The following is a 14,739-nucleotide window of genomic DNA, read 5'->3' as shown; positions in this document are numbered from 1 at the left end:
ACTCAAAGGAGAATTTAATCATGAAAACAAACAAAAAATTCCTTACTATTTTAACACTCTGCATAGCTTTATTGCTTACAGCCTGCGGCACAACAGATGCTGCCGGCACGGACAAAACCAATGAGTCTCTGACGGAAACCGGCACAGTATCCACAGACAGCTCCAACACTGCACTAAATGATCTGTATCAGCAGGAGAACCAGATTTTTGCAGATCATGAGGCTGTATGGAACAAGGTATTCGGCATGATGAGCAAAAGTGGTGTTGATCCCAGCGCAAATTATGCTGATTATCTGGCTGATACCGTCGAAGCAAACAAGGACTCCTTTACAGATGATGAATTGAAAACACTTATGGACGATATGGAAACCATACGGAAAATCGAAGAACAGATCGCAGAACTGGAACAGGGAACTACCACAGCCGATCATGCTGCTCCGGAAAACAATTCCGAATCTGCCATGAAAGAAGCTGCCGCCGTTCTTGAAAGCCAGGGTGCAAAGTACCGCAATATTTCCATTGACTCTGCTTCCGATGCAGGTAAATATGCCTCTGATATTATGGCATTTCCTACAACCATACTTGTCGATAGAAATGGAAATATCGTAGGGGATCCGATCCTTGGGGGTCGAGATTTCTTCATTCACCTGTTGACACCGACAATTCTTTTTGATATTATTTATCAAGAATTGAATATTCCATGAGGGAGTAGTTAGCACGAAGGTGTGATTTGTCAACATTCTGATTATAATTATAGAGTATAATCTGGCAAATCTTAAATAATGAGACTCATGTATATCTATTAATGGTCTGTGTATAATACACACTGGCTGATAATTGATATACATGAGTCTTTTTTATCTCTGGCGATACTTATCATCGCACAGCTTTCGGCTGACAACACTGTAATGGATCACGCAAAGGAGAAAAACATGGAGAAACTTATTAACAACGCCCCATTTGCCCTTGTTCTTGTATTCCTTGTAATCGGTTTTATACTGCTTATTAAGGGTGCGGACTTTTTCGTAGAAGGAAGCTCCAGTGTAGCGAAGAGACTGCATGTTCCGTCTATCATTATCGGACTTACAATCGTAGCTATGGGAACCTCTCTTCCTGAGACAGCGGTCAGTGTATCGGCTTCCCTCGCAGGCAATAATGAACTTGCGGTCAGCAATGTCGTCGGTTCCAATATCTTTAATCTGATGGTCGTGATCGGCGTATGTGCAATGATCGCCACCGTAGAGGTTGCGCGGGAAACTATCAGGAGAGACATCCCCCTTTCCCTGATCTGCGCCGGTTTCTTACTGCTTTTGGGAATTATCGGACTTGGTGATCAGACCAAAATGACACTGGGACATTTCGATGGTGTGATATTCATAGGTCTGTTTGCCGGATATATCTTTTACATGATCAGAATTGCCTTAAAAGCAAATAAAGAGGGGAAAAAAGTAGAAATTGAGGGCGGTTCCGATGAAGAGATCAAGCTGATCTCCGTGCCGCTTAGCATTATTTTCATTATCGGCGGTGCTGCTGCGATCGCCTTCGGCGGAGATCTCACCGTCGATGCTGCATCCAGAATTGCAAGCGACCTGGGAATGACGCAGACGCTGATCGGACTTACCATCGTTTCCATCGGTACATCTCTTCCGGAGCTTGTGACTTCCATCGTTGCAGCCAGAAAAAATGAAGTCGATATGGCACTGGGTAATGCCATCGGTTCCAACGTATTTAACATCCTGATGGTTCTGGGTATCGCTTCCGCCATCAGTCCCATCAGCATCATTACGGAAAACATCATTGATCTGTGTGTACTGATCGCATTTACTGTGTGTGTATGGATCTTCGCAGGAAGCAAAAAGAAAATCGGAAGAGTCGAAGGCTTCTGTATGGTGGCTCTTTACGCAGCATATGCGGTTTATATCATAATCAGATAAATGAGGGCCGTACAAATGATATTGTTTTTTAAGGTATTTCTCACGGAATTCATCGCAGAGATGGGCGACAAGACACAGCTTATGCTGATCGCCCTTACTTCGAAATACAAATTAAGAGATATTATATTGGGAACCGCTGCCGCAATCCTGGTACTGAACGGTCTGGCTGTCCTCGCCGGCGGGCTCGTCAGCGAATTCATTCCCGGCTGGCTTATCAAGATCATTGCTGCACTTGCATTTCTTTATTTTGCCGCATCAACACTTGCGGGCGATGATGGCGAGGAAGAGGAGGGCAACGGCAGATCCAGGATCCGGTTCGTACCGCTTGCGGTTTTCTGTACCTTTTTCGTAGCTGAACTCGGAGACAAGACACAGCTTACCGCCATCACCTTTGGTGCCAATGAAGGTATGAGTTCCGCACTGATCGTATGGCTCGGCTGTTCTCTGGGACTGTTTTTAGCAGACATCCTGGGAATGCTTTTAGGCTATCTGTTAAAAAGCAAGACACCGGAAGGGCTGCTCAATACTCTCGCCTTCGCCATCTTCTCTGTATTCGGCGTCTTCACACTGTATCAGGGACTGAAACTCATCAGTACAAATATCCGTTCCATACCGGTATTGCCGATACTGATCGCTGCAACGATTGCTTTTGCCGGTATCTGTGTGTACCTGTTTTTAAAAAGAGAGAAAAAAACGGGGGAGCAAACTAAAAACGGCTCCCCCATTCTATGCTTATTCCCCGGCATTCCCCGCCTTGCTGTGCTTGTGTCTCTTGCGCACTTCTCTGGCGTGATCTCTGCGGGCGGCGATAGCTTCTGCCTCTTCCTTAGGTATCAGCTTCGTGGTCTTGACAATATATACACCACCGTCATATGCCTTGCGTACCCGGATCTTGCCCTTGAGGTAGCCGTGCTTCTCGCAATAAGCCACGCAGTAATAATGCCTGCCGTTAGCGCTGAACCATTTGATCTTCTTGCGCAGGTTACGATGGCAGAGATAACATTTGCTGGACACCACTTCCTTATCTGCGAAGGCTTCTGTCTTGTCCTTGAATTCCCTGGAAATATATTTTACATAGGTATCAAACTGCGCTTTAACCTCGTCCCTACGCTCCTTCGGAGGACAGAAGGTATCGTAGGACAGGTTCACCACTACCTCCGGGTGCTCCTCCAGGATCCGGATCAGGATCTTTGCCGTATAGTAGGCATCACTGAACGCCCGGTGGAAGGGAATGTCCTTCTCAATATGCAGAAAATCGATGGCATATTCCAGATTTCTGCGGATCTTGCGCTCCTCATAGGCAATGGCGAACAGCTTCTGCACATCCAGATAGGGCAGCGGTCCCGGTGCCAGAAGCGGCATCTCATAATATGCCATGTTCCGCTGTAACTCCGTAAGGTCTAACGTCCCCCAGGTACAGAACAGATGCTCCTCCTGTCCGCACCATCTGACAAAATCTCCTCCGACCTCCGGGAATGGTCTCCCACGCTCCAGCTCCTGCATCTGAATATGGATCAGTTTGCTGGTGATCTTGTGCATCTCATGGTAGACCTGTGGCTTGATCAGTTCATTGAATTCGCTGACCATGACACGTTCTTTATTCAGTTTGATGGCACCGATCTCTATGATTTCAAAAGGCAGCTTCTCCACAGCATCCTCTTTGCCGGTGTTACTCTGATTCCATTCCAGATCCAGAACGATATATTCCATACGTTCCTCCATATTTTGTAACTATTAACAGGGGTTATAAATGTCTTACAGTCTTGGCAGTGCGATATCCAATACCTCTTCATGCCAGCAGTGGTCTCCCTCTCTGACATCGTGGATCGGATATTCCTCTTTTCCGTACAGGCTATAAGCCTTCCGTACAATATCTAGCTGCTCCGTCACATTCACCAATCCTCTGGGACCGTTCAGATGGTCATCCCGGCAGGACTGGACCGCAAGCGGTCTCGGCGCAATGAGCGATGCAATATCTCCCATATCAAAGTGTTCCCACAGATGGGGAACATAATTACAGCTGCAATTTCCGTTGAGTAATAACAACGCGTCACGATATCCATAAAGATATCCGCTGATGATACATTTTTTCACACGGTCATCCAAAGCAGAGATCCACAGCGTCTGCATACCACCGCCGGAAAATCCCACTACGCCTAAATCATCAGTATCCCATTCGCCCCGTTCATATACATAATCGATCAGCCGGGAAGCGTCCCAGGTGCACATACCTGCCACGGTCTCTCCCAAGGGCTCCGCCATGTGTGCCAAATGAAAACAGGTACTGGTCAGGAAGGATTTCTCATCGGTTCCTTTCTGCAATGCCTCATCCCTGCGTTCTCCGAAGCCTCTGCAATCCGGGCAGATTGCCACATAACCACGCTTCGCCAGCTGCATGCCGTAATCATAATGGTAGAATTCAATCATCCGTTTTACCGCGGGAATATCATCGCGTCCTGCCACGCTGAATTTACCTGCTCCCTGATGCCCCGGAAGGGCAAGAAAACATTTCTGCTTCTCTTCGCTCTGCTTCGGCGGGATCAGTATATACATAGGCATATACACTTCCGGCTCTACCTGAATGATCACTTTTTCCTGACGAATGCCGTTCTCCAGCTCCACGACTTCTTCCACGCGTGGGTCCAGATCACAGGACTCCATGTATTTCCACCCCAGGAGATCTTTTAATGTCTCTCTGGAAGTCTCCTTCCAGGCTTCCCATTCCTCTCTGGTGGATCCGGTGAACGCATCCTGCCTTGCATATTTATCAAATTTGTCCTGCATTCCCTTCAGACTTCCGTAGAAATGTGGGATCTGAATGATCGTATCTGCCTGTTCCATGACTGCTCCTTGCGTTTTCATTTTCTCTTATTGCTATTCTTACCATTCTCTGCCCTGTGCGTGCAGTCCGTCTTCCACATCTCCTGCAAAAAGGCTCTCCAGCCAGGTGTGTGCCAGCCGGATCCATGAGGTGCATTCCTCCTGTACCGCTCTGCCGTCGTTGGTCTCTGTCAGCTTATCCGCCAGTGCCAGTCCGTGGGCACCCTTTTCATACATATGGAATTCTGTGGGCACTCCCGCTCTGCGGAGAGCGCTGACAAACAGCAGGGAATTTTCCACCGGTACCGACTGATCCGCAAAGGTATGCCAGATGAAAGTCTTCGGCACTTTACTTGTTACCTGTTTCTCCAGGGACAGCTTCTCTCCCAGTTCTTCCTGTCTGCTGCCTAACAGATTCTCAAAAGATCCTCTGTGAGCAAACTCTCCGGAAGTGATGACCGGATAGCATAACAGCAGTCCGTCCGGACGCAGCAGCTCATGCTCGGAAGCGGAAAGTCCCTGGCTCTCTGCCAGGAAGTCTTCATCCCAGAACACACCAAGGCTGGCTGCCAGGTGTCCTCCCGCAGAACATCCTTCCACTACGATCTTGTGGGGATCAATGTGCCACTCTTTCGCGTGCTCCCGCAGGAACTTGATGCTGTAAGCCAGTTCCTTTAAGGAAGTAGGATATTCCGCAGGGGTGCAGGAATAACGCAACACTGCCGCATGATATCCCATCGCCAGGAATTTCAGTGCCATGGGTTCTGCCTCTCTGTCGGAGGTTCTGGTATAGCCGCCTCCCGGGCACAACAGGATCAGAGGTCTGTCGTTAATTGCCATTGCATCCGAATACTCCTGAATATAGGTAACTAAATGTGCTCCCGGAAGGGATCCCTCCTGATGCATTTCAAATGTATTATAGATCATATTTTTCCTCATTTCCGAGCATTATCATTGAAAAATAAGGCGCAGACCCTGTAGCAATACTACCGGCCTGCGTCTTCATCTGCCTTATTAATATTATCATAACTATTCAGAACCCCATTCGCCCTGAATAGTTATATATTATCTTAGTATGCTCTTCCCCAGTATACCATCTTTTTCGCAGGTTTTCCACAACATACGCAGGTATCTGCGATCTGTTCCTGTTCAAAAGGCATGCAGCGGCTGGTAACAGCAAGCTTTTCCTTGATCTGATCTTCACATTCCCGACATCCGCACCACATAGCCTTGACGAATCCGGACTTCTCATTGAAGATCTGCTCGAACTCTTCCATGTTGTGTGCTACATAGGTATGGCTGTCGCGATGTGCTCTTGCTCTCTCCAGCATTTCCTTCTGCATGGTCTCCAGGATCTCGGCTGCCTTGGTCTCCAGCTCCTCCAGAGCCACCTCGGTCTTCTCTCTGGTATCACGGCGGCAGATCACACACTTGCCTGCTTCGATATCCTTAGGACCGATCTCCACACGGATCGGATAACCTCTCATCTCAGCCTCTGCGAACTTGAAGCCGGGGGTCTTGTCGCTGTCATCTACCTTGACACGGAAATCTTTCGCCAGGCGATCTCTCAACTCATACGCCTTGTCGAGAACGCCTTCCTTTTTCTGCATAACGGGTACAATGCAGATCTGGATGGGTGCCACACGGGGAGGGATTACCAAGCCTTCGTTATCACCATGTACCATGATCAGTGCACCGATCAGACGGGTGGTCATACCCCAGGAGGTCTGATGTACATATTTTAAAGTATTGTCCTTGTCTGCGAACTGGATGCCGAAAGCCTTGGCGAAACCGTCACCGAAGTTATGGCTGGTACCGGACTGCAGTGCCTTGCCGTCATGCATCAGTGCTTCTACCGTATAGGTTGCAATTGCACCTGCGAATTTCTCCTTCTCGGTCTTCTGTCCCTTGATCGCGGGGATAGCCAGAACCTCCTCCAGGAACTTCGCATATACATTCAGCATCTGTAGAGTTCTCTCCTGAGATTCTTCTGCGGTAGCATGTGCGGTATGTCCTTCCTGCCACAGGAACTCTCTGGAACGCAGGAAAGGTCTGGTCTCCTTCTCCCAACGTACCACGGAACACCACTGATTGTATACCTTAGGCAGGTCTCTGTAGGAATGGATGTCATTCTTATAGAAATCACAGAACAGGGTCTCTGAAGTAGGTCTGACACAGAGTCTCTCGGGAAGCTCGTTTAATCCTCCCTGGGTAACCCATGCTACTTCGGGTGCGAAACCTTCTACATGATCCTTCTCCTTGTCCAACAGGGACTCAGGAATGAACATGGGAAGATATACATTCTGTACTCCGACTGCTTTGAATCTTGCATCCAGTTCCTTCTGGATCAGCTCCCAGATCGCATAGCCCGCGGGCTTGATCACCATACATCCCTTGACACTGGTGTAATCACACAGCTCTGCTTTCTTCACTACATCGGTATACCACTGGGCGAAATCTTCTTCCATGGAAGTGATCGCTTCTACCATTTTCTTGTCTGCCATTTTCTCTCTCCTTTTCTTTTTCTGAAAATAAACTGCTAATACGATCTACGGAAACGAAAAACGCCGGGTCATCGCTCCCGAAAAAGGGACCGATCACTCGGCGGTACCACCCTGATTGATACAAATACGTATCCTGCTCTGTCACCGTTAACGCCGGTTCTACGCTATGCTTCGCCGCTTCCAGGTACATTGCGTCTCGCACAGGACTCCAAGGGAGGTTTCCGATCCTCTGTCATAAGGGGTTCCCAGCCGCACGTCACCGTGTCCTTCCCCTCTCTCTGGGATGCTTTCCGATCGTACTGATCCTTTTCATCGTCATTGTCGTATGCAAGTAATTGTAGTGCATGCTTCCGGGATTTGTCAAGGTTCTTTCCCTATTCCAGTCCTAATTTTTTCCGGATGCTGTCGGTTGCGATATTCCAGTCGCCCATTTCTTCGTATGCCGCATCCATTTTTTCTTTTTCTCTGGCAGCACGTTCGGTATCTCCAGTCTGAAGAAATGCCTTATACATGGACGCCGCCTCAAAATATCTTGCCACACCATAGCATTCCTTTTTCGTTCCGGACAGCAAGCCGCCGTACACCATGTCCTCATGATAATTTACTACTAAGTAGGCATAATTTTCATTGTGCACATTATTCTCCATCCAGTTGGTCTTCGCAGGACGGGAAAAGGCGTCGTTTAATTGCCGGAACATATGAATGGTTCCCAAAAACAGTACCAGACACAGGGCTATGATCACCAGATTCATCACAAGCAGCGCGCCTCTCTGCTTCTGTGCCTGTTTCAGCTTACTCTTCAGATTTACCATAACCCATCACCTCACCTTTTTCTTCCAAAAATAAGATTTTTTGTGCATTTGACATCGTACCAAAATTCTCTGCCTCTTCCGGTGTCATGTCAAAATAGGTCTGCAGCAGTGCCTTCACATTCTCTTCCATCCGGAGAATGGCTTCCTTCTGCTCCTCCGGCAGTTCCCGATATTGTTTTGCCCTATAATCATTATCTACAGGATGCAGAATCCTTTCCAGCTGCTCGTAATAATCCGAAATATCTTCATACAGGCCGGGAAGTATGGATACATTGCCGGAGTTGATAGTAACTGCCTTCATCAGACTTTCATAAAAGTAACGATACGCTCCGCTGGCTTCCATGAGCAGCTGATATTTTTCATAACTATTATTACTGCTATAAGGCCGGATGTAATGCCTGTCGCAAAAAGCTGATAAGCCTATGTAATCCTCATCTTCCAGATATTGTTCCATCTGTTTCATATAGCTGCCCTGCCGGATCCCTGCATCGAACTGCAGCAAGCCTCTGTGAATGCTCCAGCTACGGGCAGATACTACAAACACCACCACACACAGGATCACCAGCACTGTGATGATTATCATATGTGACATGATCTCCGTATTTTTCTCCGCCACTTCATAGACATCGCTTTTGGTATCCTCAAAGTTGCTCTTGTAATGCTCCATGTCCTTGACATGCTGTGCGGCTTCTTCATTCGGTCTTCCGCAATGCGGACAATATGCCTGCTCCAGTGTCAGGTTACCCCCACAATATTTACATTTCATCATTGCTTTTATGATCCTTTCCTATTCGTTATACTTCGTAATGTATTCTTTGCAATCCTCATATCTGGGATAACCGTAATTATTTCGCAGACTATCCTCGAATTTTTTCTCTTCTTCCGCGGTAAACGTATAGCGGTCTGCCAGACTATTCAGGGTTGCTTCCACATAGGGACGGATATACTCTTTGTCTTCCTCCGACATTCCTCTACTGTATTCCAGTCCCCGCAGGATCCAGTAATCATCTAAAAGCTGTGTCTCCTGATAGTCGCGAAGTGTCTCTCCACTCTGTTCCAGCGCCAGATATTCTCTCGCATTCCTGCAACTCATGAGCCTCGTGAAAATACCGCTATGCTCCCATCTGTCGATCGTTCTGTCCTCTATGACAGCCTGTTCATAAAAATCTGTCAGTCCTTCGAAGTCCTGCTCCCGGTATAACCGGTCCAGAACCGGGAAGTTTTCTTTTTCCCACAGATAATCCGCTCTGGCATCCCTGGGTTCTATATACTGCGCCCGGAACACAATTACCGCAAGAATCGCTGCCAATGCCGCCAGTAAGATCAGAAGCTTAATCACAAATTTCTGTTTCTTTTTCAGTTTTTTCTTCAGTTCCTTCTCCGGTACCTGCTCTAACTGCTGCATATCCTGCCGCATGCTTTCCAGCTTCCCTAGATATTCCGCTTCGGCGCCCTTGTAATTCAAGCTTCCGCAATAGGGACACTTTGGAAGGGTATCCTCGAATTCCGCTCCGCAGGAACTACAAATGATCTTTTTTACTTCCGTATCTGCCATGATAGGATTCTCTCCTTGATCCGGGCTGCCCGCCCTACTTACTCATGTTGATTCCTTCCCCGCAACCGGTGAATTTATATTCATCATACAACACTAAAAAGAATCTCGCAATCCGGGAATCGCTTTTTTACATATTTGCATATCTTGAGGTTTTTGTCGCTTTCCTGTAAAATAAACTCAGTTGAAGGACCTGCCTGCAGTTCGTCATCAGCAGGCTGCTGAAAGGAATGTATTTTGATATGTACGAGAACAGTTTTCTGGATCCGGCCTATATCACGCCGGAAGAACAACAGATCTTAGACGGCGACATTGCCGTTCAGAAGAATCTCTACACCAGCAAACAGGATTTTGTGGTGGAGAGCGATAAATTTTTAGAGCATTCCGAGGATGATATTACGCTGCGGCGCCATACCAGATTTGTGGATTTTCCAAAGCATAAGCATGACTATGTGGAGATTTTCTATTGTCTCTCCGGTTCCGTCACGCATGTCATAAATGAGGAAGAGATCCGCCTCCGCCCCGGAGAACTGTTATTCATGAACCAACATATCGAACACGCTGTTATAGCGTGTGGGCAGGAAGATCTGGGTATTAATATCATCATCCGTCCGGCGTATTTTCAGAATATCCTCACATTGATCAACAAGGACAACATTCTGGCTGACTTTATCATCAACGCTTTGGAAAGTGACAGCTGTGTCGGACAGTATCTGTACTTTACGGTCTCCGACAATCCCTGTATCCAGAATCTGATCCATAATGCCGTATTTCTATTATTGCAGCAGCCTCAGAACTGGCATAAGCTCTCGGAGCATACTTTCGCTCTTCTGTTCATGCACATATTAAGCAATGCAGAAAATATTTTATTAGACCAAAAGGATGAGCAGAGCAATGTCCTGATGGTGGTAGTACGCAGGTACCTGGCAGAGCATTACGACACCGGAACGCTTCATGAGCTGGCGGCACAGATTGGATATACTCCATCCTCCCTGAGCCGTATGATCAAAAAATATTCCAGTACCACCTTCAAGGAAATACAGACAAAGCAGCGCATGCGGGTCGCTATGAATCAGCTCTCCCACACGGCGCTGCCTGTGTCTGAGATTGCCCTGTCCGTGGGCTATGAGAATCAGAATTTTTTCTACAAACAGTTCAAAAAAATGTATGACATGACGCCAAACGAGGCACGGTTAAAATCACGCCGGTAGCATCAGGCATTTCTAATATAACGGTTCGAGTCTCCCTCGGATCGTTATTTTTCATATAAGAACTCTTCAGGAAGGGTCACACCGAAATCCTTTGCCAGATGACGGAAATCATCGGGAGTAATGGTCTGTCTCTTGCCCTGCTGCATGGACAGCATCTTCACCAGGATCTCTGCAGATTTTTCTACGGTATGCATCAGACCGAAAGTCAGGTCGAAATCTTTTCCTGCTGCGAAGGTTCCGTGATGTGCCCAGATCGCCAGATCGTATTTCTTCATCAGCTCGGAGGTAGCCACAGCGATCTCTCTGCCGCCCGGTACCATCCAGGGCACTACGCCCACGCCATCCGGGAATACTACGGGACACTCGGTTGCCATCTCCCACAGTTCTCTGGTGAATACCTTATCCTCCAGCGGCAGGACGAAGGTCAGTGCGATGATATTAGTGGTATGTGCATGATATACCACACGATAATCCGGATCCTGTAACTTCTTCACTTCCAGATTCATCAGGTGGCTGGGAAGCTCAGAGGTAGGTCTGCCGCCGTTTACCAGTCCCCATACGATACGGTAATTCTCACCCTTGTCATCCAGCTCGATCATACAGATGGAATCTTCCGGCTTGATGCTGACATTGCGGAAATATTTGCCGCTGCCGGTCACCAGGAAGTACTCTCCTGCCAGTGCGGGTACGGTGGTGCCGATGGGCTGGAACTCCTTCGGCTCGAAGTTCTCCTTTACCAGCTCTACCTCTTCCGGCTTCACACGGTAGGACAGGTTACCTCCGTTACGCTCGTGCCATCCCTGCTGCCATCCGTCATCTGCCATTCTGATAAATCCCTGTACAAATTCTGCATCTAAAAATTTCATATTAATACCTAACCTTTCCGTTGCCTGCGGACTCCCGCCCACAGGCATATTGTTTTTAAATCATAAACATTCGTAACTATTCCGAAACCCATTCACAAAATTGCTCTTTCAGAGCTCGCTTTTCGCTCCTGTGGTTACTGCGTCATATTTACACAAGTGCCCTTACCGTGTGATCACATCTACCGGTACGTTCAATATTTTAGCAACCTTTAAAATCGTATCAATATGCCTTCCGGCTGCCGCTGCCATATGATGGGTAGGGCCTGCCTCGCTCCAGCGGTTCACGAACTCTCTGCAGGGGATCGAGAACTTGGTACGCATGTTGGTGTCGCCAAAGGTGAAAATCGGTCCGGGCTGGTTCTCGCCCTCTGCCACTACGAACTTGAAGTTGCCATCCTTATCCTGTGTGATAGCCAGGTACGTTACAGGGCCTACCGGAGGATAGAACTGTGTCAGATAGCCGCCGCCTACTTTGCCGTGAAATACCTTTACGATCTTCATGGTAGGCTTATGTGCCAGCGAGATGTCCGCATCGCCGGATCCGGAATGGCCAATGATACAGATGTCTTCGTTAAAATCAATGGAATACATCTCGGACAACTGTCCCATGCCGGAAATGGTCTTCAGAATGGACATTGCCATGGCGACCTTCATGTCACCTTCTACCGCACATGCAGTACCCTGCTTGATCAGCATGGAAAATGCGGGGATCAGCATGGAATCCAGTTTGCCGGCTACACCCTGTGCCTTACCTGCATAGTGGGAAGCGATCATGCTCAGATCCTCATCCTTTGCCCATTGCTCGAATGCAAGCACATGCTTTGCCATATCCATAATATCTTCATCCTCTGCGGTAGCGCCGCCTTCTACTTCGAAGGTATCGATGATATCCTGTGCCTTTGCCTTGATAGCTTCGGTATCGGTAATATCATCCGCGATAGCCCACATGTCTTCCCAGTCGAACTGTTTGGTATACAGTCCCATCCTGTTGTAAAGGTTGGTCTCATCGATATAGAGATCCATCATACCGGGATAGGGGCGTCCGATCTGGGCAATGTTGGTCTGACGGAAACGTCTGCGCACCTGTGCTGCCTTACACCAGTCGGCGATCTGTGCTGCCACCTCAGGATCACCGCCTTCTACAACACCGGTGATCACGGCATGTCTCTTACCGGCACGCTCCAAGTCTGCCACAGCCTCACCTACGGCACCGCAGGCATACAGATCACCCAGCCAGATGGGAATGTCGGTGTTCGCATAGTCCGGAGCCAGCTTCTTCTGCACATTGATACATACCACGGGAACATCCAGATCACGGATGGCAGGAAGTACATTATAGGAAGTCGCATAGGTCAGCAGCTGTAAAAATACCAGATCCACATCCGCTGCACGGAACTTATCACCGGCTGCCATGGCCTGTTCCTTGGTGGTCACCATGCCGCCGTCAATGATCTCTACGGTATTGGGAATTGTCTTCTTAAAATCCTCATACTGTGCCTCGAAATTGGGCACCAGCTGGGGAAACTGGGGCAGATATGCTCCCAAAGCGATGGAAAATACACCGATCTTTGCCTTTGTGTTTACTAACATTTATGATTTCCTCCTTTTTCTAAGGTTATATTTTTATTTTTCCGGATCGAATGTCCTAATCTCAAAAGATTCCCGGACACATTTTCTGGCACTCTTCAGGTCCGCCAGTTCTTCCGCATGGATCATCTGTGCCAAGAGGTTACCGATAGCGGTTGCCTCACCGGGACCTGCATATACGGTTTTGCCCGTGGCATCCGCGGTCAGTTGATTCAGATATGCGGCATTAGAACCGCCGCCGATGATGTGGATGCTGTCGTAGGTTCTGCCTGCGATCTTCTCCAGACTGCTTACCGTTTCTCCGTAAGACTGCGCCAGGCTGCGGTATACCACAGATGCCAGTTCTCCTACAGACTCCGGTACCGGCTGTCCCGTCTTCTGACAGTACTGCTTTATGGCTTCCACCATACTGTCCGGAGAGAGGAAGCTTGGATCGTTCACATCCACTCTGGAAAGAAAATTCTTGCTTTCCTCTGCCATATCGCACAGCTGCGCAAAAGAGTAAGCGTCCTTATACTCATGTCTTACGGACTGGATCATCCACAATCCCATGATATTTTTCAGAAAACGGAACCGATGGTCATAACCACCCTCATTGGTAAAGTTGGCTGCTGCCGCCTCTTCGTTGATAATGGGTTTTAATGACTCAATTCCCATGAGAGACCAGGTTCCCGAACTGATGTAGATGCCGTCCCCTTCTGTCTGAGGTACTGCCATTACCGCCGATGCCGTGTCATGGCTTCCGCACAATACCACTTCCAGATTGAAACCAACTTCCTTCTGGATCTCCGGAAGCAACTGCCCTACTTTTGTTCCGGGCATCTTAAGTGGCAGGAAAATATCCTCCGGGTAGCCAAGCTTCCGGATCAGATCCGTATCCCACTGGAAAGTGTTGGGATTCACCAGCTGTGTGGTGGAACCGTTGGTATACTCCGATAATTTGTTTCCCGTCAGACGGAATCCGAAATAATCCGGCAGCATGAGCAGTGTCTTCGCCCGTTGTAAAAGCTCCGGTTCTTTCTCCTTTACCGCCATCAGCTGATAAATCGTATTAAAAATCTGCTTCTGAATGCCTGTTTTTGCATACAGCTCTGTCTCCGGCAAAATCTTTGCCACTTCTGCGTCCATGCCGTCCGTGCGGTGATCGCGGTAACCGTAAGTATCTCCCAGGATGCGATCCTGCTCATCCAACAACACATAATCCACTGCCCAGGTGTCGATTGCCATGCTCACCGGGATCTTTCCCAGCTCTTTACATTTTCTCATTCCGGCGACGATCTCACCGAACAGCCGGTCCACATTCCACAGAAGCTTTCCGTCCTTATGATCCATGCCGTTCTCGAAACGGTAGATCTCTTCTAACTTTATTTTTCCGTTTTCTAAATGCCCCAGGATATGTCGTCCGCTGGAAGCACCGATATCCACAGCCAGATAATATTTTCCCATAAGCTAT

The 14,739-nt window shown here is 48.2% G+C and carries 13 protein-coding genes and 1 pseudogene; 4 read left to right on the top strand and 10 right to left on the bottom strand.

From position 1 onward, the window contains the following. The first annotated feature begins 20 nt into the window (after positions 1–20). The 3 genes and pseudogenes from FYJ59_RS07585 to FYJ59_RS14435 form a co-directional block, all read left to right on the top strand. The gene (locus tag FYJ59_RS07585) at positions 21–704 is read left to right on the top strand and encodes a hypothetical protein (protein ID WP_205839487.1); all 684 of its coding nucleotides are present in this window, start codon (positions 21–23) and stop codon (positions 702–704) included. Between the two features lie 228 nt (positions 705–932). Then, a complete protein-coding gene (locus FYJ59_RS07580) occupies positions 933–1,934 on the top strand; it encodes a calcium/sodium antiporter (protein WP_154496224.1) in 1,002 nt (333 codons plus the stop codon). After that, positions 1,935–2,432, top strand: a pseudogene (locus tag FYJ59_RS14435) (TMEM165/GDT1 family protein); the annotation flags it as partial. A gap of 234 nt (positions 2,433–2,666) precedes the next feature. Here the strand turns inward: FYJ59_RS14435 and FYJ59_RS07570 are convergent. From FYJ59_RS07570 to FYJ59_RS07540, 7 genes are all read right to left on the bottom strand, one after another. After that, positions 2,667–3,644 carry a 3'-5' exonuclease gene (locus FYJ59_RS07570; protein ID WP_154496222.1) on the bottom strand — a complete coding sequence of 326 codons (978 nt, stop codon included), beginning with the start codon at positions 3,642–3,644 and terminating at the stop codon, positions 2,667–2,669. A 45-nt stretch (positions 3,645–3,689) separates the two neighbouring features. Continuing rightward, positions 3,690–4,796 (bottom strand): alpha/beta hydrolase family protein, encoded by a 1,107-nt coding sequence (locus FYJ59_RS07565; RefSeq protein ID WP_235897948.1) that lies wholly within the window; start codon positions 4,794–4,796, stop codon positions 3,690–3,692. Between the two features lie 18 nt (positions 4,797–4,814). Further along, a complete protein-coding gene (locus FYJ59_RS07560) occupies positions 4,815–5,681 on the bottom strand; it encodes an alpha/beta hydrolase (protein WP_235897947.1) in 867 nt (288 codons plus the stop codon). 143 nt (positions 5,682–5,824) lie between these two features. Then, a complete protein-coding gene (gene proS / locus FYJ59_RS07555; RefSeq protein WP_022154547.1) occupies positions 5,825–7,258 on the bottom strand; it encodes a proline--tRNA ligase in 1,434 nt (477 codons plus the stop codon). 374 nt (positions 7,259–7,632) lie between these two features. Next, complete coding sequence (locus FYJ59_RS07550; RefSeq protein ID WP_154496218.1) at positions 7,633–8,070, bottom strand: hypothetical protein; 438 nt, start codon at positions 8,068–8,070, stop codon at positions 7,633–7,635. Beyond that, entirely contained in the window at positions 8,051–8,839 is a 789-nt protein-coding gene (locus FYJ59_RS07545) for a hypothetical protein (RefSeq protein WP_148448263.1), read from the bottom strand. Before FYJ59_RS07545 ends, FYJ59_RS07550 begins: the two co-directional genes overlap by 20 nt. A gap of 18 nt (positions 8,840–8,857) precedes the next feature. Further along, a complete protein-coding gene (locus tag FYJ59_RS07540; protein WP_154496216.1) occupies positions 8,858–9,625 on the bottom strand; it encodes a hypothetical protein in 768 nt (255 codons plus the stop codon). Positions 9,626–9,852: 227 nt separating this feature from the next. Here FYJ59_RS07540 and FYJ59_RS07535 point away from each other — a divergent pair, with 227 nt between their 5' ends. Continuing rightward, positions 9,853–10,833, top strand: coding sequence for an AraC family transcriptional regulator (locus tag FYJ59_RS07535; RefSeq protein WP_154496214.1), 981 nt, complete (start codon positions 9,853–9,855; stop codon positions 10,831–10,833). A 44-nt stretch (positions 10,834–10,877) separates the two neighbouring features. Here the strand turns inward: FYJ59_RS07535 and rhaD are convergent, their stop codons facing one another. From rhaD to rhaB, 3 genes are all read right to left on the bottom strand, one after another. Beyond that, positions 10,878–11,699, bottom strand: a complete 822-nt coding sequence (rhaD, locus tag FYJ59_RS07530) for a rhamnulose-1-phosphate aldolase (protein WP_154496212.1) — start codon at positions 11,697–11,699, stop codon at positions 10,878–10,880. A gap of 162 nt (positions 11,700–11,861) precedes the next feature. After that, positions 11,862–13,289 (bottom strand): arabinose isomerase, encoded by a 1,428-nt coding sequence (locus FYJ59_RS07525; RefSeq protein ID WP_154496210.1) that lies wholly within the window; start codon positions 13,287–13,289, stop codon positions 11,862–11,864. Between the two features lie 33 nt (positions 13,290–13,322). Then, positions 13,323–14,732, bottom strand: coding sequence for a rhamnulokinase (gene rhaB, locus FYJ59_RS07520; protein ID WP_154496208.1), 1,410 nt, complete (start codon positions 14,730–14,732; stop codon positions 13,323–13,325). Positions 14,733–14,739 lie beyond the last annotated feature (7 nt).

It is taken from the genome of Waltera intestinalis (assembly GCF_009695995.1).
GTDB classification, from domain to species: domain Bacteria; phylum Bacillota; class Clostridia; order Lachnospirales; family Lachnospiraceae; genus Acetatifactor; species Acetatifactor intestinalis.
This window is presented reverse-complemented; position numbering and strand designations above follow the sequence as displayed.

Bases quoted from the DNA above. Each gene is read 5' to 3' on its own strand.
- FYJ59_RS07545 (WP_148448263.1), bottom strand. From the start codon at position 8,839: ATGATGAAATGTAAATATTGTGGGGGTAACCTGACACTGGAGCAGGCA.
- FYJ59_RS07535 (WP_154496214.1), top strand. From the start codon at position 9,853: ATGTATTTTGATATGTACGAGAACAGTTTTCTGGATCCGGCCTATATC.
- proS (WP_022154547.1), bottom strand. From the start codon at position 7,258: ATGGCAGACAAGAAAATGGTAGAAGCGATCACTTCCATGGAAGAAGAT.
- FYJ59_RS07570 (WP_154496222.1), bottom strand. From the start codon at position 3,644: ATGGAATATATCGTTCTGGATCTGGAATGGAATCAGAGTAACACCGGC.
- FYJ59_RS07580 (WP_154496224.1), top strand. From the start codon at position 933: ATGGAGAAACTTATTAACAACGCCCCATTTGCCCTTGTTCTTGTATTC.
- FYJ59_RS07565 (WP_235897948.1), bottom strand. From the start codon at position 4,796: ATGAAAACGCAAGGAGCAGTCATGGAACAGGCAGATACGATCATTCAG.
- rhaD (WP_154496212.1), bottom strand. From the start codon at position 11,699: ATGAAATTTTTAGATGCAGAATTTGTACAGGGATTTATCAGAATGGCA.
- FYJ59_RS07560 (WP_235897947.1), bottom strand. From the start codon at position 5,681: ATGATCTATAATACATTTGAAATGCATCAGGAGGGATCCCTTCCGGGA.
- FYJ59_RS07540 (WP_154496216.1), bottom strand. From the start codon at position 9,625: ATGGCAGATACGGAAGTAAAAAAGATCATTTGTAGTTCCTGCGGAGCG.
- FYJ59_RS07585 (WP_205839487.1), top strand. From the start codon at position 21: ATGAAAACAAACAAAAAATTCCTTACTATTTTAACACTCTGCATAGCT.
- FYJ59_RS07525 (WP_154496210.1), bottom strand. From the start codon at position 13,289: ATGTTAGTAAACACAAAGGCAAAGATCGGTGTATTTTCCATCGCTTTG.
- FYJ59_RS07550 (WP_154496218.1), bottom strand. From the start codon at position 8,070: ATGGTAAATCTGAAGAGTAAGCTGAAACAGGCACAGAAGCAGAGAGGC.
- rhaB (WP_154496208.1), bottom strand. From the start codon at position 14,732: ATGGGAAAATATTATCTGGCTGTGGATATCGGTGCTTCCAGCGGACGA.